Annotated in this window: 16 protein-coding genes; 3 read left to right on the top strand and 13 right to left on the bottom strand. The window is 72.5% G+C overall.

The annotated features are described in order from the left end of the window. Window positions 1–32 precede the first annotated feature (32 nt). From ABZ842_RS21845 to rimP, 5 genes are all read right to left on the bottom strand, one after another. Complete coding sequence (locus tag ABZ842_RS21845) at window positions 33–326, bottom strand: DUF503 domain-containing protein (protein WP_361538897.1); 294 nt, start codon at window positions 324–326, stop codon at window positions 33–35. Window positions 327–511: 185 nt separating this feature from the next. After that, window positions 512–3,592 carry a translation initiation factor IF-2 gene (infB, locus tag ABZ842_RS21840; protein ID WP_361538894.1) on the bottom strand — a complete coding sequence of 1,027 codons (3,081 nt, stop codon included), beginning with the start codon at window positions 3,590–3,592 and terminating at the stop codon, window positions 512–514. Window positions 3,593–3,739: 147 nt separating this feature from the next. Continuing rightward, a complete protein-coding gene (locus ABZ842_RS21835; protein WP_361538891.1) occupies window positions 3,740–4,036 on the bottom strand; it encodes a YlxR family protein in 297 nt (98 codons plus the stop codon). A 183-nt stretch (window positions 4,037–4,219) separates the two neighbouring features. Next, a complete protein-coding gene (gene nusA, locus ABZ842_RS21830; protein ID WP_361538888.1) occupies window positions 4,220–5,236 on the bottom strand; it encodes a transcription termination factor NusA in 1,017 nt (338 codons plus the stop codon). Window positions 5,237–5,238: 2 nt separating this feature from the next. Next, window positions 5,239–5,736, bottom strand: a complete 498-nt coding sequence (gene rimP / locus ABZ842_RS21825) for a ribosome maturation factor RimP (RefSeq protein WP_361538885.1) — start codon at window positions 5,734–5,736, stop codon at window positions 5,239–5,241. 185 nt (window positions 5,737–5,921) lie between these two features. Between rimP and ABZ842_RS21820 the strand changes: the two genes are divergently transcribed. From ABZ842_RS21820 to ABZ842_RS21810, 3 genes are all read left to right on the top strand, one after another. Further along, window positions 5,922–6,449, top strand: coding sequence for a hypothetical protein (locus ABZ842_RS21820; protein ID WP_361538882.1), 528 nt, complete (start codon window positions 5,922–5,924; stop codon window positions 6,447–6,449). Beyond that, window positions 6,446–6,907, top strand: a complete 462-nt coding sequence (locus ABZ842_RS21815; protein ID WP_361538879.1) for a ferritin-like domain-containing protein — start codon at window positions 6,446–6,448, stop codon at window positions 6,905–6,907. The genes ABZ842_RS21820 and ABZ842_RS21815 overlap by 4 nt, the downstream gene beginning before the upstream one ends. Window positions 6,908–7,000: 93 nt before the next feature. Continuing rightward, the gene (locus tag ABZ842_RS21810; RefSeq protein WP_361538876.1) at window positions 7,001–7,900 is read left to right on the top strand and encodes an aminoglycoside phosphotransferase family protein; all 900 of its coding nucleotides are present in this window, start codon (window positions 7,001–7,003) and stop codon (window positions 7,898–7,900) included. Window positions 7,901–7,972: 72 nt separating this feature from the next. On the opposite strand, the gene ABZ842_RS21805 is transcribed toward ABZ842_RS21810, so the two are convergent. The 8 genes from ABZ842_RS21805 to ABZ842_RS21770 all read right to left on the bottom strand — a co-directional run bounded on the left by ABZ842_RS21805 (window position 7,973) and on the right by ABZ842_RS21770 (window position 19,076). Further along, on the bottom strand, window positions 7,973–9,682 hold the full coding sequence (locus ABZ842_RS21805; RefSeq protein WP_361538873.1) for a proline--tRNA ligase: 1,710 nt from the start codon (window positions 9,680–9,682) through the stop codon (window positions 7,973–7,975). Between the two features lie 72 nt (window positions 9,683–9,754). Then, window positions 9,755–10,324 (bottom strand): GNAT family N-acetyltransferase, encoded by a 570-nt coding sequence (locus ABZ842_RS21800; RefSeq protein WP_361538870.1) that lies wholly within the window; start codon window positions 10,322–10,324, stop codon window positions 9,755–9,757. A gap of 123 nt (window positions 10,325–10,447) precedes the next feature. Continuing rightward, window positions 10,448–11,293 (bottom strand): GNAT family N-acetyltransferase, encoded by an 846-nt coding sequence (locus ABZ842_RS21795; RefSeq protein ID WP_361538867.1) that lies wholly within the window; start codon window positions 11,291–11,293, stop codon window positions 10,448–10,450. Between the two features lie 132 nt (window positions 11,294–11,425). Then, entirely contained in the window at window positions 11,426–12,583 is a 1,158-nt protein-coding gene (gene ispG, locus ABZ842_RS21790) for a flavodoxin-dependent (E)-4-hydroxy-3-methylbut-2-enyl-diphosphate synthase (protein WP_361538864.1), read from the bottom strand. A 176-nt stretch (window positions 12,584–12,759) separates the two neighbouring features. After that, window positions 12,760–14,061, bottom strand: a complete 1,302-nt coding sequence (locus ABZ842_RS21785; protein ID WP_361538861.1) for a site-2 protease family protein — start codon at window positions 14,059–14,061, stop codon at window positions 12,760–12,762. After that, entirely contained in the window at window positions 14,058–15,314 is a 1,257-nt protein-coding gene (dxr, locus tag ABZ842_RS21780) for a 1-deoxy-D-xylulose-5-phosphate reductoisomerase (RefSeq protein WP_361538859.1), read from the bottom strand. The genes ABZ842_RS21785 and dxr overlap by 4 nt, the downstream gene beginning before the upstream one ends. A 137-nt stretch (window positions 15,315–15,451) precedes the next feature. Beyond that, entirely contained in the window at window positions 15,452–17,398 is a 1,947-nt protein-coding gene (locus tag ABZ842_RS21775) for an acyl-CoA dehydrogenase family protein (protein ID WP_361538856.1), read from the bottom strand. A 232-nt stretch (window positions 17,399–17,630) separates the two neighbouring features. Continuing rightward, window positions 17,631–19,076 carry an aldehyde dehydrogenase family protein gene (locus ABZ842_RS21770; protein ID WP_361538853.1) on the bottom strand — a complete coding sequence of 482 codons (1,446 nt, stop codon included), beginning with the start codon at window positions 19,074–19,076 and terminating at the stop codon, window positions 17,631–17,633. Window positions 19,077–19,210: the final 134 nt, after the last annotated feature.

Genomic DNA, 19,210 nt, shown 5'->3' with positions numbered 1-19,210 from the left:
TCTCCTTCTTACCTGCTTGCCTTGCCATCGCTTCAGTCTTCGTCACTGTGGAACCTGCGTCGAACGGACAGCAGCTCCACCTCCGGTCGGCCGGCGACGAAGCGTTCGCACCGGTCGAGCACGTCCCTGAGGTGTCCCGCGTCGCCGGACACCACGGCCAGGCCGATCTCGGCCCTGCGGTAGAGGTCCTGCTCACCGGTCTCCGCCGCGCTCACCGCGAATTTCCGTTGGAGCTCGGCGACGATCGGGCGGACCACGGAACGCTTCTCCTTCAACGACCGTACGTCGCCGAGGAGCAGGTCGAAGCAGAGGGTCCCCACATACATGGATGCATCCGGATGTCCCGCCGGTTCGGGTTCAGGTGTGTCTGCCGGTGTTCGACAGAACAGCAGAACCGTACACGCGGCGGCCGGGGCGGATCGACGGAAATTACCTCCGCAGACCCGCCCCGGCCGACCGCGTGCGGTCGCGTACCGGCCGGCGTACGGCCGGCCGGTACGCTCTCGCCGCGTCAGACGCGCGGCTTCTCGCGCATCTCGTAGGTCGCGATGACGTCGTCGACCTTGATGTCGTTGAAGTTTCCGAGGTTGATACCGCCCTCGAAGCCCTCGCGGATCTCGGTCACGTCGTCCTTGAAGCGGCGCAGGCCCTCGATGTTGAGGTTCTCCGCGATGACCTTGCCGTCCCGCAGGAGGCGGGCCTTGGTGTTCCGCTTGACCTCGCCGGAGCGGATGAGGACACCCGCGATGTTGCCCAGCTTGGACGAGCGGAAGACCTCGCGGATCTCCGCCGTGCCCAGCTCGACCTCTTCGTACTCCGGCTTGAGCATGCCCTTGAGGGCCGCCTCGATCTCCTCGATGGCCTGGTAGATCACCGAGTAGTACCGGACGTCGACGCCCTCGCGCTCCGCCATCTGCGCGGCACGGCCGGCCGCGCGGACGTTGAAGCCGATCACGATGGCGTCCGAGCCCATGGCCAGGTCGATGTCCGACTCGGTGACCGCACCGACGCCGCGGTGCAGCACCCGGATGTCGACCTCTTCGCCGACGTCCAGCTGGAGCAGCGAGGACTCCAGGGCCTCGACGGAACCGGACGCATCACCCTTGATGATGATGTTCAGGTCCTGCACGAGGCCGGCCTTGAGCACCTTGTCCAGGTCCTCCAGCGACACCCGACGGGTGCGCTTGGCGAACGCGGCGTTCCGCTCGCGGGCGGCGCGCCGCTCGGCGATCTGGCGGGCCGTGCGGTCCTCGTCGACGACGAGGAAGTTGTCGCCGGCGCCCGGGACGTTGGTGAGGCCGAGGACGAGGACCGGGGTCGAGGGACCGGCCTCCGCCACGTTCTCGCCCTTGTCGTCGAGCATGGCCCGCACGCGGCCGTAGGCGTCGCCCACGACCATCGTGTCGCCGATGCGCAGGGTGCCGCGCTGGACCAGGACGGTCGAGACGGCGCCGCGACCGCGGTCGAGGTGGGACTCGATCGCGATGCCCTGGGCGTCCTGCTCCGGGTTGGCCCGCAGGTCGAGCGAGGCGTCGGCGGTGAGGACCACGGCCTCCAGCAGCTGCTCGATGTGCAGACCCTGCTTGGCGGAGATGTCGACGAACATGGTGTCGCCGCCGTACTCCTCGGCCACCAGGCCGAACTCGGTCAGCTGACCGCGGACCTTGGTCGGGTCGGCGCCCTCCACGTCGATCTTGTTGACCGCGACCACGATCGGCACGTCGGCCGCCTTGGCGTGGTTCAGCGCCTCGATCGTCTGGGGCATCACACCGTCGTTGGCCGCCACCACGAGGATCGCGATGTCGGTCGACTTGGCACCGCGGGCACGCATGGCGGTGAACGCCTCGTGACCGGGGGTGTCGATGAAGGTGATCCTGCGGTCCTCGCCGTTGACCTCGGTCGCGACCTGGTAGGCACCGATGTGCTGGGTGATGCCACCGGCCTCGCCCGCGACCACGTTCGTCTTGCGGATCGCGTCGAGCAGACGGGTCTTTCCGTGGTCGACGTGGCCCATGACGGTGACCACCGGCGGGCGGGAGACCAGGGCCTCTTCGCCGCCCTCGTCCTCGCCGAACTCGATGTCGAAGGACTCCAGGAGCTCCCGGTCCTCCTCCTCCGGGCTGACGATCTGAACGGTGTAGTTCATCTCGCCGCCGAGCAGCTGGAGCGTCTCGTCGGAGACGGACTGCGTCGCCGTGACCATCTCGCCGAGGTTCATCATGACCGCGACCAGGGACGCCGGGTTGGCGTTGATCTTCTCGGCGAAGTCGGTGAGGGAGGCACCGCGCGACAGGCGAATGGTCTCGCCGCCGCCGCGGGGCAGCATCACGCCGCCGACCGACGGGGCCTGCATGGCCTCGTACTCCTGGCGCCGCTGCCGCTTCGACTTGCGACCGCGACGGGCCGGGCCGCCGGGACGGCCGAAGGCGCCCTGCGTGCCACCGCGACCACCGGGGCCGCCGGGACGACCGCCGAAGCCGGGACGACCGCCGAAGCCGCCGCCACCGCCACCGGGACCGCCGCCACCGGGACGACCGCCGAAGCCGCCGCCGCCACCGGGACGACCGCCGCCGCCACCGGGACCGCCGGGACGACCGGCGAAGCCGGGACGACCGCCGCCGCCACCGGGACCGCCGCCGGGACGACCGCCGGCACCGGGGCCGCGACCGCCGGGACCCGGACGGGGGCCGGCAGCGGGACGCTGCGGCATCATGCCGGGGTTCGGACGGTTGCCGCCGGGGCCGCCGCCGGGACGGGGCGCCTGCGGACGCGGCATCGCGCCGGGCGTGGGACGGGGACCGCCCTGGCCCTGCGGACGCGGAGCGCCGCCGGGGCCGCCCTGCGGGCGGGGGGCACCGGCACCGGGGCCACCCGGACGGGGGCCGCCGGGACGGGGCGCCTGCGGGCGCGCCATGCCGGTGGAGCCACCGGAGGTGAAGGGGTTGTTGCCCGGACGGGGACCGGCCGGACGGTTGCCGCCGGGGCGGGGACCGCCCTGGCCGGGCGCGGGACGCCCGGGGCGCTCGCCGCGCTCGCCGCGGTCACCACGAGCGCCGTCGCGCTGACCGCCCGACGGGCCCGGACGGGCGCCGGGGCGCGGGCCGGGAGCGGCCGGGCGCGGCGCCTGCGGGGCGGCCGGCTGGGCCGGTGCCGGGGCGGAGAACTCCGCGGCCACGGGGGCCGCCGGGGCGGGCCGTGCCGGAGCAGGCCGCGGACCCGGACGCGGGCCCGGCGCCGGGGCGCTGGAGGGGGTGCCGCCCGGCGCCTCGGACGCGGCGGGCTTGGGAGCCTGCGCGCCGGGCTTGGGTGCGGCGGGACGGGGCGCGGCCGGAGTCGGCGCGCCGGGGGTGGGGCCACCCGGACGGGGGGCGGGGGACGGCGCTGCCTTGCGGGGCGCGCCGGGCTTGGCAGCGGTCTTGCCGGCGCTCTGGCCGGACCCCTGCAATGCGTCAGTCAACTTGCGCACGACCGGCGCCTCGATCGTCGAGGACGCCGAACGGACGAATTCACCGAGTTCTTGGAGCTTGGCCATGACGACCTTGCTCTCCACACCGAACTCCTTGGCGAGTTCGTATACCCGGACCTTAGCCACTTCGCTCCTTTTAGGTCCGGTTACCGCCGGACCGTCGCTACTTCATGGGCGTACTCATCGCGTACTCATCGAGTGCTCATCGCAATCTCGACCTACTTCCGACTCGCGAGGTACCTGACCGCACGGGAATCCGTGCCGTACTTCTTCTTACACATCCTGCTCCGCCGCCCGTTCCGTCTCCTGCACGTACTGCCGTACGGCAGTCGTGTCGAGCGGCCCCTCGGCCCGCAAGGCCCTCGGGAACGCCCGGCGGCGGACCGCCAGATCGAGACAGACCACGGCGGGGTGTACGTACGCACCCCGGCCGGGCAGCGTACCGCGATCATCGGGAACGCACTCGCCCCCGACCCTCACGATGCGCAGCAGATCGCTCTTGGCCGCCCGACTCCGACAGCCCACACAGGTGCGTTCAGGGCATACGCCGACGTGCGTCCGGCCAGACACGGTTAAGTCTACCTCCCCGTAGCGACCTCACCCCTTTGGGGCAAAAATCGAACAGCCATCTGTCTTGATCGACCACCCTCGTCGACCACGGTGCGTGGCGAACCGCCGCGCACCGTGACGCTCCGAGGTCAGAAGGTAGTCAGCCGGCGGTCGGACGCCGGTCGGTCTTCGGTCAAGCTGCGGTCAGTCGGTGGGACGCCCCGGCTCGCGCTCGCCGTCGGCCTGCTCGGTGTCCGGGCGGATGTCGATGCGCCAACCGGTCAGCCGGGCGGCCAGCCGGGCGTTCTGCCCCTCCTTGCCGATCGCCAGCGACAGCTGGTAGTCGGGGACGGTCACCCGGGCCGAGCGGGCGGCGAGGTCGACGACCTCCACCTTGCTGACCCGGGCCGGGGAGAGCGCGTTCGCCACCATCTCGGCCGGGTCGTCCGACCAGTCGACGATGTCGATCTTCTCGCCGTTCAGCTCGTTCATCACGCTGCGCACCCGGCCGCCCATCTGGCCGATGCAGGCGCCCTTGGCGTTCAGCCCGGCGCGGGTGGGACGAACCGCGATCTTCGTGCGGTGGCCGGCCTCGCGGGCGATCGCCGCGATCTCGACGCTGCCGTCCGCGATCTCCGGGACCTCCAGCTCGAAGAGCTTCTTGACCAGGTTCGGATGGGTGCGCGAGAGGGTCACGGACGGGCCGCGGACCCCCTTGGCCACCCGGACGACGTACGTGCGCAGCCGCAGCCCGTGGTCGTACGTCTCGCCCGGCACCTGCTCCTGGACGGGCAGGATCGCCTCCAGCTTGTCGTCCAGCTTGACCAGGACGTTCTTCGGGTCCTTGCCCTGCTGCACCTGGCCGGAGACGATGTCGCCCTCGCGCCGGGCGTACTCGCCGAGGGTGGCGTCGTTCTCCGCGTCCCGCAGCCGCTGCTGGATGACCTGGCGGGCGGTGGTCGCCGCGATCCGGCCGAAGTCGGTGGGGGTGTCGTCGAACTCCTTGGGCTCCTGGCCCTCCGGCACCTCCGAGGGGTCCTCCTTGGCCCACACGGTGACGTGCCCGGTGTCCCGGCTGATCACCACCCGGGCGTGCCGACGGCTGTCCGGGGTGCGGTGGTACGCGATGAGGAGGGCCGACTCGATCGCCTCGACCAGCAGGTCGAAGGGGATCTCCTTCTCCTGTGCCAAGCCCTTCAGGAGCTTTACGTCGATGTCCACGGCTACGCCTCCTCTTCCTTCTTGTCCTTGCGGTTGAACTCGATCTCCACGCGGGCCTTCGCGACCTCGTCGAAGGCGAGCCGACGCGCGGTGGGCTTGCGGCCCTTGACCCCGGGCACCTCGACGTCGACCCCGTCGCCGTCGACGACGAGCACCCGGGCGATCAGTTCCCCGCCCTCGTGGAGGTGGAACTTCACCAGGCGACCGGTGGCGCGCACGTAGTGGCGGTGCTCCGTCAGGGGGCGGTCGGCGCCGGGCGAGCTGACTTCGAGGGTGTACTCCTCCTCGCCCATGGCGTCGCTCTCGTCGAGCTTCTGGGAGATCTCGCGGCTCAGCTCGGCGCACGCGTCCAGAGTGGCGCCCTCGTCGGAGTCGACGGTGATCCGGAGCTGCCGGCGACGGCCCGCGCGGCCCACTTCGACCTCTTCGAGGTCGAGTCCCGCGGCGCGCACGAGCGGCTCCAGCAGCCCGCGCAGCCTCTCGCTCTGGGTGGTGCTCATCCGGGTGACTCCTCGGCCGCGTGTGCTGTTGTGGGAACGCTGTGCTCGTCGCGTGTCTGATGGACGTCTGGGCAACGCCAGCCCACAGCCTATCCGGTCCCGCAGGGTGTTGCCGTCCACCTCAGGGGGACCCGCGGGTACGCTCGCCTGCGGCGATGATCACCGAGAGGCCGAGGGAGACACCCGTGGGGCGCACCGGAACGACACGAAGACGGGCCCTCCTGGTGACGGGCGCGGTGGCCGGCTCCGCGGCTGCGGGAGTGTTGTCGGGCTGCTCGGGCGAGCGGTCCGAGCCGGGCGCGCGCTCCAGCGCGCGGGGCGTCCAGGGGGCGCCCGAAGGGGCGGGAGCCACCGAGGCTGCCTTGCGGAAACGGTTGGCCGCCGGCAGCGGGGCGCTACGGGACCACTACGACGCGGTGATCGCCGCGCATCCGGCGCTGGCCGCCAAGCTCACCGCGCTGCGCACCTCGGTCGCCGCGCACGTCGCGGCGCTGGGCGGGACGGCGAAGTCGGCCGGCTCGCACCCGGTGCCCACCGAGCCCGCCGCCGCGCTCAAGGAGCTGGCGGCGGCGGAGCGCCGGACCTCGGACGCGCTGGCCGCGGCCCTCGGCGGCGCCCGGCCCGAGTTGGCGCGTCTGTTGGCCTCCGTCGCCGCGGCCGGCGCCGCCCACGCGTACCTGCTGACGGCGAGCGGCGACGGAGGTGCCCGGTGAGCGCGCGGGAGCCGGCGGACGCACCGGACCCCAAGGAGCTGCTGGCGGCGGTGCAGGCGGCGCTCGCCGCCCGGCACGCGGCGGTGTACGGCTACGGGGTGGTCGGGGCGCGCGTCGACGCCGCCCGGGAGACGGAGGCCAGGGCCGCGTACGCCGCCCACCGGGCCCGTCGTGACACGCTGGCCGGCACCGTGCGCGACCTCGGCGGTGCGCCGGTGACCGCGGCGCCCGGGTACGCGCTGCCGTTCCCGGTGCCCGACGCCGCCGCTGCCCTGCTGCTGGCGGCGCACCTGGAGGACCGGGTGGCCGGGGCGTGTGCGGATCTCGTACGGGCGGCGGAGGGGCGGTTGCGCAAGGAGGCGGCGGTGGCGCTGCGCGAGGCCGCCGTGCGCGCGGTGCGCTGGCGCGGCAGCGGCGTAGCCTTTCCTGGGCTCGCCGAGCGGGCCGCCCGGAGCTGACCGTCCGGGACGCCGTCCGGAGCCGACCGCCCGGACGGCCGCGTCCGCGGGGGCGCGCCGTTGTCGAGTGGAGCGAGAGGAAGTCGCGTACGCATGGATCTGCAAGCGCCTGGGCGTCTGGTGCGGGCGCTCGGCGAGCGCGGCGAAGGTGACGGCGACGGCAACGGTGCGTGGCTGGGCCGGCTGACGGAGCTCGTGAAGGAGACCGCGGCCCGGGCGCACCTGGACGTCGAACGCGTCGTGGTCCCCGGTGGGCGCAGCGGCCTGGTCCTCCTGGTGCGGCTCGCCGACGGGACCCCGGCCGCGCTGAAGCTGGCGCCGCCGTCGGCCGCGCCCGAGCGGGAGCGGGCGGCGCTGGAACTGTGGGACGGCTTCGGCGCGGTGCGGGTGCTGGGCGAGGTGGCCGGAGGGCTGCTGCTGGAGCGGCTGCGTCCCGAGGTGTCCCTGCGGTCGCTGCCGGAGGCGAAGGCGCTGCTGGAGGCGGCGGGGACGGTGCGGCGCCTGTGGGTGCCGCCGCCGCCCGGGCACGGCTTCGAGTCCGTCGCCGACCGTACGGAGGTACGGGCCCGGCTGCTGCGGGACGTCGCCGGGGACGAGCCGTTGGCGATGGCGGCCCTGAGCGCGCGGGACGCGTTGGTGGGCTCCGCGCCGGGCGACGACCACTTCGTGCTGCACGGCCGCTTCCGGCAGGGCAAGGTGCTGGCCGGTGAGCGCGCGCCCTGGCTGACGGTGGGCCCCGAGCCGCTGGTCGGCGAGCGCGCCTACGACCTGTCGCGGCTGGCCCGCGACCGGGCCGAGGACCTGGTGGCCGCCGCGTCGGGGGCGTCCGCGACCCGCCGCCGGGTGAACAAGCTGGCGGACTCGTTGGACCTGGACGCGGAGCGGCTGCGGGGCTGGACGCTGTTCGGGGCGGTCGAGTCCGCGGTGCGGGCGGTGCGGGCGGGCCGCCGGCAGCAGGGGGAAGGGCTGTTGGAGTTCGCGTCCTGGCTGTAACGCTCCTGAACGCCGAAAGGCCGCGTCCCGATGCGGGGACGCGGCCTTTCGGCCGTCAGGGCAGGTGGGGCGTCAGGACACGCTGAGCTTGGCGACGGCCTCGGCCAGCGGCAGTTCCTCGCGCTCCCCGGTGCGGCGGTCCTTCAGCTCGACGATCCCGTCCCCGGACCGACGGCCCGCGACCAGGATCTTCGGCACGCCGATCAGCTCGGCGTCGGTGAACTTCACGCCGGGCGAGACGCCGGGGCGCTCGTCGACCAGCACGCGCAGCCCGGCCGCGGCCAACTGCTCGGCGGCGGTGAGGGCGAACTCGGTCTGCAGGGCCTTGCCGGCGGCGACGACGTGCACGTCCGCGGGGGCGATCTCGGCGGGCCAGCACAGGCCCTGCTCGTCGGCGGTCTGCTCGGCGAGGGCGGCCACCGCGCGGGAGACGCCGACGCCGTACGACCCCATCGTGACGCGCTCGGGCTTGCCGGTCTGGCCGAGGACGTCGAGCTGGAAGGTGTCGGCGTACTTGCGGCCGAGCTGGAAGATGTGGCCGATCTCGATGGCGCGGTCCAGCTTCAGGCCGGTGCCGCACTTGGGGCAGGGGTCACCCTCCTGGACGACGACCACGTCGACGTAGGCGTCGACCTCGAAGTCCCGGCCGACGACCACGTTCTTCGCGTGCACGCCTTCCTTGTTGGCGCCGGTGATCCAGGCGGTGCCGGCGGCCACCCGCGGGTCGGCGAGGTAGCGCACCTTGTCCAGGCCCTGCGGTCCGACGTAGCCGCGGACCAGGTCGGGGCGGCCGGTGAAGTCCTCCGCGGTGACCAGCTCCACCTCGGCGGGGGCGAAGTGGTCGCCGAGCTTGCCGAGGTCGACCTCGCGGTCACCGGGGACGCCGACGGCGACGATCTCGCCGTCGACCTTCACGAGGAGGTTCTTCAAGGTGGCGGACGCGGGCACGCCGAGGTGTGCGGCCAGGGTCTCGATGGTGGGGGTGTCGGGGGTGTCCAGCTCCTCGACGGGTCCGGCGGCACCGTCCTCGACGGACAGGGCGACCTCGGCGGTGAAGGTGACGGCCTCCGTGTTCGCCGCGTAGTCGCAGGCGGGACAGTCCACGAAGGTGTCCTCGCCGGCCGCGGCGGGCGCCAGGAACTCCTCGGACGCCGAGCCGCCCATCGCGCCGGAGACCGCGGAGACGATCCGGTGCTCCAGCCCCAGGCGCTCGAAGATCCGGATGTACGCCTCGCGGTGCAGCGCGTACGACTGCGCCAGGCCCTCGTCCGTGGTGTCGAAGGAGTACGAGTCCTTCATCAGGAACTCGCGGCTGCGCAGGATGCCCGACCGGGGGCGGGCCTCGTCGCGGTACTTCGTCTGGACCTGGTAGAGGATCACCGGCAGGTCCTTGTAGGACGTGCACTGGTCCTTGACGAGGAGGGTGAAGATCTCCTCGTGGGTGGGGCCGAGGAGGTAGTCCCCGCCCTTGCGGTCCTTGAGCCGGAACAGCTCCGCGCCGTACTCCTCCCAGCGGCCGGACGCCTCGTACGGCTCCTTGGGCAGCAGCGCGGGCAGCGTCACCTCCTGGGCGCCGATGGCGTCCATCTCCTCCCGCACCACGCGGGTGATGTTCTCCAGGACCTGCTTGCCGAGCGGCAGCCAGGACCAGATGCCGGCCGCGTTGCGACGCACGTAGCCGGCGCGGACCAGGAGTTTGTGGCTCAGGGTCTCGGCGTCCGCCGGGTCGTCGCGCAGTGTCTTGACCATCAGACGGGACATGCGCTGGACCTGGGCTGCCATGGGGAATCTCCTGCGTGAAGAACCTGAAGGTGATGTGCAGGAGGTTAGCCCCCTGGCGGCGGGGGGCGGTAATCAGTTGTCGCGCAGCAGCGGCAGCGGGGCGCCCATCACGGCGTAGGGACGGGGGGCGCTCGGGAAGTGGACCTGGCGCGCGAGGTCGGTGTAGCCCAGGCGCCGGTACAGGCCGCGGGCGGGGGACTCGACGTCGATGGCGGAGAGGATGGACCGGGGTTCGACGGCGGCGTCGGTGATCGTGGTGATCAGCGCGCGGCCGATGCCGCGCCCCTGGAAGCGGGGGTGGACGTGCAGCTCGGTGATGACGAACGCGTCGTCGAGCCAGCCCTCGCTGCCGGTGCGGCGCAGATGGGGCTCGACGACGGTGGACCACCAGTGCCGGCGGTCGTTGGGCATTCCGTAGACGAAGCCGACGAGGCGGTCGGTGTCGGTGAGCGCGCCGAGGGCGCGGGCGCCCGGCTGCTGGAGGTGGCGGTGCACGATGTGGCGCCGTACGTCGATCTCGCCCTGGGTGAGTCCGAAGGCGAGGGCCTGCACCATCAGCGCCTCGTCGAGCCGGGAGGCGAGGTCGACGGTGGCGACCGTGACGTGGGGGAACGGGGGCGGGCCACCGGGGACTGATGCCATGCGCGCACCCTACTGGCCGGGGCGTCGGCGCTGAACGGCCGGCCCGCCCGTCCCAGAAGGGCCGATCCGCCCGCAGCGGACAGGCCGGCCTGCTCGTCCAAAGAAACGGCCGGCCCGCTCTTTTCAGAACAGCACGCTCATGAACGCGCCGACCTCGCGGAAGCCGACGCGGCGGTAGGACGCCCGGGCGGGGGCGTTGTAGTCGTTGACGTACAGGCTCACCACGGGCGCGACGTCGGCGAGGGCGTAGCGCAGCACGGCGGCCATCCCGGTCTCGGACAGGCGTCTGCCGCGGAACTCGGGGTCGACCCAGACGCCCTGGATCTGGCACGCCTGGGTGGTGGCGGCGCCGATCTCGGCTTTGAAGACCACCCGTCCGTCCTCGATCCGGGCGAAGGAGCGGCCGGAGCCGACGAGTTCGGCGACGCGGGCCTGGTAGAGCAGCCCGCCGTCGCCCGCCATCGGCGAGACGCCGACCTCCTCGGTGAACATGGCCACGCACGCGGGCATGATCACTTCCATCTCGTCCTTGCGGATGCGCCGGACGTACGGGTCGGGCTCGACGTCGGCGGAGGGGCCGTCGGCCACCATCAGCGGCTGGTGGGGCCGGACGTCCCGGGCGGGGCCCCAGCTCGGCTCCAGCAGCCGCCACAGCTGGGCGGTGGGCTCGGCCGGGCCCACGATCGAGGAGCAGCGGCGGCCGGTCCTGCGGGCCCGGTCGGCGAAGGCGCGCACGGCCTCGGGGGTGGCACAGACGGGCACCAGGTTGGCGCCGGAGTAGCAGAGCGAGCGGAGCCGTCCGCCGGCGTACCAGCCCCACATCTCGCCGCCGAGGCGCCAGGGGTCGAGCCCGGCGACCTGCACCCGGGAGGTGACGAAAGCATTCGCCACGGGCTCGCTCTCCAGGACCGCGAGCGCGGCGCCGAGGTCCCCGGGTTCGAGGACCCGGGTGGTGGTCTGCGTCAACACGTGGGGGGCCTCACCGTACGGTCTGCTGATCTCCGCACTGTACCCGGCGGGTGCGTCGAGTGCCGAGCGCGAAGACGGGCCCTCGGACCCCCCGTTTCCAGGGGTTCGAGGGCCCGTACGACGGGTGGGGCGTCAGGCGCCGATCGAGACGGTGGGCTCGCCGGAGGCGATGCCGTCCTTCTCCATCTGCTCGGCGATCTTCATCGCCTCGTCGATCAGGGTCTCGACGATCTTCGACTCGGGGACGGTCTTGATCACCTCGCCCTTGACGAAGATCTGGCCCTTGCCGTTGCCGGAGGCCACGCCGAGGTCGGCCTCGCGCGCCTCGCCGGGGCCGTTCACCACGCAGCCCATCACGGCGACGCGCAGCGGCACCTCCATGCCCTCCAGACCGGCCGTGACCTCGTCCGCGAGCTTGTACACGTCCACCTGAGCCCGACCGCAGGACGGGCAGGAGACGATCTCCAGCCGGCGCTGGCGGAGGTTGAGCGACTCCAGGATCTGGATGCCGACCTTGACCTCTTCGGCGGGCGGCGCGGACAGGGAGACCCGGATGGTGTCGCCGATGCCCTCGCTCAGCAGTGCGCCGAAGGCCACCGCGGACTTGATCGTGCCCTGGAAGGCGGGGCCCGCTTCGGTGACGCCGAGGTGCAGCGGGTAGTCGCACTGGGCGGCGAGTTGGCGGTAGGCGTTCACCATCACGACGGGGTCGTTGTGCTTCACGGAGATCTTGATGTCGGTGAAGCCGTGCTCCTCGAAGAGGGACGCCTCCCACAGCGCCGACTCGACGAGGGCTTCGGGGGTGGCCTTGCCGTACTTCTGGAGCAGGCGACGGTCCAGGGAGCCGGCGTTCACGCCGATCCGGATCGGGGTGCCCGAGGCGGACGCCGCCGCCGCGATCTCCTTGACCTTGTCGTCGAACTGCTTGATGTTCCCGGGGTTGACGCGGACCGCCGCACAGCCGGCGTCGATCGCCGCGAAGACGTACTTGGGCTGGAAGTGGATGTCGGCGATCACCGGGATCTGGGACTTGCGCGCGATGGTGGCCAGGGCGTCGGCGTCGTCCTGCGTCGGACAGGCGACCCGCACGATCTGGCAGCCGGAGGCGGTGAGCTCCGCGATCTGCTGGAGCGTGGCCCCGATGTCGGAGGTCCGCGTGGTGGTCATGGACTGGACCGACACGGGGGCGTCGCCGCCCACCGCCACGGTGCCGACCTGGATCTTGCGGCTGACCCGGCGGTCGGCGAGCTTGGTCGGAACGGACGGCATGCCGAGAGAAATCGCGGTCATCTGCTGTGCAACCCCAAGGTGTGGATCGTGGCCCCGGAAATCGGGGGGCTCAGGTTTTCGAGGTTACGTCACGGGGGTTACGAGGGGCACCTCGCGCGCCCGAACCGTGCGCAATTGTCACGGCGACCGAGCACATGTGCGCCCGGTCGCCGTAGCCCCGGAGGTGCCGACGGTGGCTAGGTGATCTTGACGGGGTTGACGATGTCGGCGACGAGGACGAGCAGGGTGAAGCAGATGAAGACGCCGGCGACGACGTACGCGACCGGCATCAGCTTCGCCACGTCGAAGGGGCCGGGGTCGGGTCGCCGGAAGAGCCGGGCCACCTTGCGCCGCACCGACTCCCACAGCGCGCCCGCCATGTGACCGCCGTCCAGCGGCAGCAGCGGGAGCATGTTGAAGAGGAAGAGCGAGAGGTTGAAGCCCGCGAGCAGCATCAGGAACATCGCGAACAGGTTCTGCGCCGGTGCGTCCAGCGTCATGACCTCGCCGCTGATGCGGGCCGCGCCGACGACGCCGACCGGGGAGTCGTCCTTGCGCTCCCCTTCGCCGAAGGCCGCGTTCCACAGGTCGGGGACCTTGGACGGCAGGGCGATCATCGACTCCACGCCGTTCTCGATCATGCCGCCCATGCGGTCGACGGAGTCGCCGAAGGAGAGCGGCAGGATCTCGGTCCTGGCGGCGAAGCCGAGGTAGCCGGCGGGGACGAACTCACCGGGGACGACCTCGCCGTCCGAGTCCTTCTTCGCCACCATGTTCTTTTCGAGCGTGGCGTTCAGGACGACTTCCTGGCCGTCGCGCTCGACGGTGAGGGTGGCGGGACCGATGGTGTCGCGGATGCGGTCGGAGAGGGTGGACCAGTCGTCGACGGGCTTGCCGTCGAAGGCGACGATCTTGTCGCCCTCCTTCAGCCCGGCCGCCTTGGCCGGGGAGACCGGGTCGCTCGCGACGCAGGCGTCCCGGTTGCTGCTCTGGGAGATCACGCACTGCTGGACGCCGGCGACCTCGGTGGTCTGGGTGGAGAAGCCGAAGCTCATCGCCACCCCGAGGAAGATCGCGACGGCCAGCACCAGGTTCATGAACGGCCCGGCGAACATCACGATCAGGCGCTTCCACGGCCGGCGCGTGTAGAAGAGGCGGGTCTCGTCGCCGGGCTCCAGCTCCTCGTACGCGGCCGAGCGGGCGTCCTCGATCATGCCGCGCCAGGGAGAGGTGGAGCGGGCCTCGATCCGGCCGTCCGCGCCGGGCGGGAACATCCCGATCATGCGGATGTAGCCGCCGAGGGGGATGGCCTTGACGCCGTACTCCGTCTCGCCCTTCTTCTTCGACCACAGGGTGGGGCCGAAGCCGACCATGAACTGCGGCACGCGGATGCCGAACATCCGGGCGGTGGTGAAGTGGCCCAGTTCGTGCCAGGCGATGGAGAACAGCAGCCCGACGGCGAACATCACGATGCCCAGCACCGTCAACAACATCGTCATGCGCGCGCCTCCGCGGTGGCCTTCGCCGCCAGTTCACGGGCCCGGGCCCGCGCCCAGGTCTCCGCCTCCAGAACGTCGTCGACCGTGAGGAGGGTTCCCCCGGCGGGGGTGCCGTGTTCGGCGACGACATCCGTGACCGTATCCATGATTCCGTTGAACGGCAGCCCGCCGGCCAAGAACGCGTCAACGCACTCCTCGTTCGCCGCGTTGAAGACCGCCGGGGCCGTGCCGCCCAGCTCGCCCACCTGTCGGGCGAGCGAGACGGAGGGGAAGGCCACGGTGTCGAGGGGGAAGAACTCCCAGGTGGAGGCGGTGGTCCAGTCGAAGGCGGGGGCCGCGTCCGGGATGCGCTCGGGCCAGCCCAGGCCGATGGCGATGGGGCCGCGCATGTCGGGCGGGGTGGCCTGGGCGATGGTCGATCCGTCCGTGAACTCCACCATCGAGTGGACGTAGGACTGCGGGTGGACGACGACCTCGATCCGGTCGAAGGGGATGTCGTACAGCAGATGGGCCTCGATCACCTCCAGGCCCTTGTTGACCAGGGTGGCGCTGTTGACCGTGATCACCGGGCCCATGGCCCAGGTGGGGTGGGCGAGGGCGTCGGTGGGGGTGACGTGGGCGAGGTCGGCGCGGGTACGGCCGCGGAAGGGCCCGCCGGACGCGGTCACGACCAGCTTGCGCACGTCGGCGCGGGTGCCGGCGGCCAGGGCCTGGAAGAGGGCGGCGTGCTCGGAGTCCACCGGGATGATCTGTCCGGGCGCCGCCAGCTCCCGCACCAGCGGCCCGCCGACGATGAGCGACTCCTTGTTGGCGAGGGCGAGGGTGCGGCCGGCCCGGAGCGCGGCGAGGGTCGGCGCGAGGCCGATGGAGCCGGTGATGCCGTTGAGGACGGTGTGGCAGTCGGAGGCCGCGAGGTCGGTGGCGGCGTCCGGGCCGGCCAGGATCTCGGGTTTGGGCTCGCTCCCGTACTGGGCGGCCAGCGCCTCGCGCAGCGCGGGCACGGTGTCCTCGCGGGCCACGGCGACCGTCGCCACGCGCAGCCGGCGCGCCTGCTCGGCCAGCAGTTCGGCCCGGGTGCCCGCGGCGGACAGCGCGGTGATGCGGAACCGGTCGGGGTTGCGCAGCACGAGGTCGATGGCCTGGGTGCCGATGGAGCCGGTGGAGCCGAGGACGACGACGTCCCGGGGGCCCGTGCCCGTGTCCGGGGCGAAGACGACGTGCGGATCGGCAAGAGGGGATGGGCGGTCGCTCATCCCCCCATTGTGTCCGCCCGCGACGCCCGGGGCGTGGGGGGACCCCCGGACGCGGCCGGGCGGTGCAGCGCGGCCCCCGGCCGCGGCGCGCGAGCGCGGTGCGGGTGCCGCGCCCGGGGGCCGCGGCCGTTCGGCGCTCAGCGGATCTGCCGGTGGACGTTCTCCCGCTCCGAGGGGCCGGGAGCGGCGTCCGCGATCCAGGGCGCGTCGCCGCTGGGGTCGACGACGCCCTCCTCCAGCCAGGCGTACGCGCCGGAGAGCACCTTGGCGACCACCTTGCGGTCGAGGTCGTCGGTGTTGCGCCAGAGCCGGTCGAAGAGCTCTTCCACCCGGATCCTGGACTGCCGGCAGAAGGCGTCCGCGAGTTGGTAAGCCTCCCGGCCGTGGCCGTCACCGGCGCGCAGCAGCTCCGCCCGGACGCAGGCGGCGCTCATCGCGAACAGCTCGGCGCCGATGTCCACGATCCGGCCCAGGAAGCCCTGCTTCGTCTCCATCCGGCCCTGCCAGCGCGCCATGCCGAGGAAGGTGGCGCGGGCGAGCCGGCGGGAGGCGCGCTCCACGTACCGCAGGTGGGTGGCGAGGTCGGCGTGGCCGGTGGGGTGGAACTCCTGGTACGAGGTGGGGAGCCGGCCGGGCCCGGCGACCAGCTTCGGCAGCCAGCGCGCGTAGAACGCGCCGGCCTGGGCGCCCGCCTTCGCCTTGTCGCCCAGGGACTTGTCCGGGTCGATCAGATCGCCGGCGACCTTGAGGTGGGCGTCGACGGCCTCCCGGGCGATCAGCAGGTGCATGATCTCGGTGGAGCCCTCGAAGATCCGGTTGATGCGCAGGTCGCGGAGCAGCTGTTCGGCGGCGACGGCCCGTTCGCCGCGGTCGGCGAGGGAAGCGGCCGTCTCGTAGCCGCGTCCGCCGCGGATCTGGACGAGTTCGTCGGCCATCAGCCAGGCCATTTCGGAGCCGTACAACTTGGCGAGCGCCGCTTCGATGCGGATGTCGTTGCGGTCCTCGTCGGCCATCTGGGAGGCGAGGTCGACCACGGCCTCCAGGGCGAAGGTGGTGGCGGCGATGAAGGAGATCTTCGCGCCGACGGCCTCGTGGCGGGCGACCGGCCGGCCCCACTGCTCGCGCACGGCGGACCACTCGCGGGCGATCTTCAGGCTCCACTTGCCGGCGCCGACGCACATCGCGGGCAGCGAGAGCCGGCCCGTGTTCAGCGTGGTGAGCGCGATCTTGAGGCCGGCGCCTTCGGGGCCGATGCGGTGCGCGGCGGGGACCCGGACGCGGTGGAAGCGGGTGACGCCGTTCTCCAGCCCGCGCAGGCCCATGAAGGCGTTGCGGTGCTCGACGGTGACGCCCTCGCTGTCGGCCTCGACGACGAAGGCGGTGATGCCGCCCTTGTGCCCTTCGGACGCGGGCACGCGGGCCATCACGACGAGCAGGTCGGCGACGACGCCGTTGGTCGTCCACAGCTTGACGCCGTCGATGACGTAGTCGTCCCCGTCGGGCACGGCGGTGGTGGCCAGCCGCGCCGGGTCCGAGCCGACGTCCGGTTCGGTCAGCAAGAACGCGGAGACGTCGGTGCGGGCGAGCCGCGGCAGGAAGGCGTCCTTCTGCTCCTGGGTGCCGAAGAGCTTCAGCGGCTGCGGCACGCCGATGGACTGGTGCGCCGAGAGCAGCGCCCCGATCGCCGGGCTGACGGAGCCGATCAGCATCAGGGCCTTGTTGTAGTAGACCTGGGTGAGGCCGAGCCCGCCGTACTTGGGGTCGATCTTCATGCCGAGCGCGCCGAGTTCCTTGAGGCCGCGGATGACCTCGTCGGGGATGCGGGCCTCGCGCTCGATCAGGGCGCCGTCGACGTCGTTCTCGCAGAACGTGCGGAGCCGGGAGAGGAACTCCTCGCCGCGCCGGACGTCCTCGCCCGACGGCAGGGGGTGGGGGTGGATCAGGTCGAGCCGGAAGCGGCCGAGGAAGAGTTCCTTGGCGAAGCTCGGCTTGCGCCAGTCCTGTTCCCGAGCGGCCTCGGCGACCTGCCGGGCCTCGCGCTCGGTGACCTTGGGGGGTCGGTCCTTCTCCAGTGGTGCGGTCATGAGGTCCACCTCGCCGCGGTTCGGTTGAGCGGGCGTTTGGGGCGGCCGGGGGGGGTGTGGCTACCGACCGGTTCTCCTCATTGGTACTACCCGATGGTAGGCGGCTGCACCAGCTCTCCGGCGCCGGTGGAGGGACGCGTCGGGGCCGTCGGGATGCGGGAACGGCGACGGCCGGAGCCCCCGCACAGTAGGGCTCCGGCCGTCTGGTCCGGTGAGGACCGGGGGCAAAAGGTCAGAGGGCGAGACCGGTGAGGACCAGCACGCGCTCGTAGGTGTAGTCGTCCATCGCGTAGGCGACGCCCTCGCGTCCGACGCCGGACTGCTTGGCCCCGCCGTACGGCATCTGGTCGGCGCGGTACGAGGGTACGTCGCCGATGATCACGCCGCCCACCTCCAGGGCGCGGTGGGCGCGGAAGGCGGTCTGGACGTCGTGGGTGAAGACGCCGGCCTGGAGGCCGTACTTGGAGTCGTTGACCGCGGCGAAGGCGGCGGCCTCGCCGTCCACCTTGGTGACGGTCAGGACGGGTCCGAAGACCTCCTCGCTGGCGATGGTGACGTCCGCGGGGACGTCGGCGAGGACGGTCGGCGCGTAGCTGGCGCCGTCCCGCTTGCCGCCGGTGAGCAGCGTGGCGCCGGCGGTGACGGCCTCGTCCACCCAGGACTCGACGCGCCGGGCGGCGTCCTCGCTGACCAGCGGGCCGACGTCGGTGGTCTCGTCGGAGGGGTCGCCGGTGACCTGCGCCTCGACCGCCGCGACGAGCTTGGGCAGGAGCCGGTCGTACACGGCGGCGTCCGCGATCACCCGCTGGACGGAGATGCAGGACTGGCCGCCCTGGTAGTTGGAGAAGGTGGCCATCCGGCTCGCCGCCCAGTCCAGGTCGGCCTCGCTGGACCAGTCGCCGAGGACGACGGCGGCGCCGTTGCCGCCGAGCTCCAGGGTGGTGTGCTTGCGCGGCACCGAATCCATGATCGCGTAGCCGACCGGGCCGGAGCCGGTGAAGGAGATCACGGGCAGCCGCTCGTCCTGGACGAGGGCGGGCATGCGCTCGTTGGGCACCGTCAGCACGGACCAGGAGCCGGCCGGCAGGTCCGTCTCGGCCAGCAGCTCGCCGAGGACCAGGGAGGACAGCGGGGTGGCCGGGGCGGGCTTGAGGATGATCGGCGCGCCGACGGCGATGGCCGGGGCGACCTTGTGCGCGCTGAGGTTCAGCGGGAAGTTGAAGGGCGCGATGCCGAGGACGACGCCGCGCGGGACGCGGCGGGTCAGCGCGAGGCGGCCGACGCCGCCGGCGTCGGTGTCCAGGCGCTGGGCGTCGCCGCCGTTGTAGCGCCGGGCCTCCTCGGCCGCGAAGCGGAACACGGAGACGGCCCGGCCGACTTCGCCGCGGGCCCACTTGATCGGCTTGCCGTTCTCCGCGGAGATCAGCGCCGCGATCTCCTCGGTGCGCTCGGCGAGCCGGCGCGAGACGTGGTCGAGCGCGGCGGCGCGGACGTGCGCCGGGGTGGCGGCGAACTCGTCCCGTACCGCGTGCGCGGCGGCCACGGCCTCCTCGACCTGCGCCTCGGTGGGCACCGAGACGGTGCCGACGAGGCGTCCGTCCCACGAGTTGGTGACGTCGAACGTGGTCTCGCCGGTGGCCTGGCGGCCGGCGAGCCAGAAGGCGTGGGTGGAAGTCATGTCCCGACCCTTCCGAGGTAGAGGTGGCGCGTGCGTGCTCCCACGTTAGGTGTGCGGGGAGCGTAGGGGGTTTGTCCGAGGTGGAGTGATCGGTGCGCGGTACGCGACGCTTTGGCGGGTGAGGCGCCCGACGC

The sequence above is a fragment of the Streptomyces sp. NPDC047315 genome (assembly GCF_040643215.1).
Taxonomy (GTDB): domain Bacteria; phylum Actinomycetota; class Actinomycetes; order Streptomycetales; family Streptomycetaceae; genus Streptomyces.
This window is presented reverse-complemented; position numbering and strand designations above follow the sequence as displayed.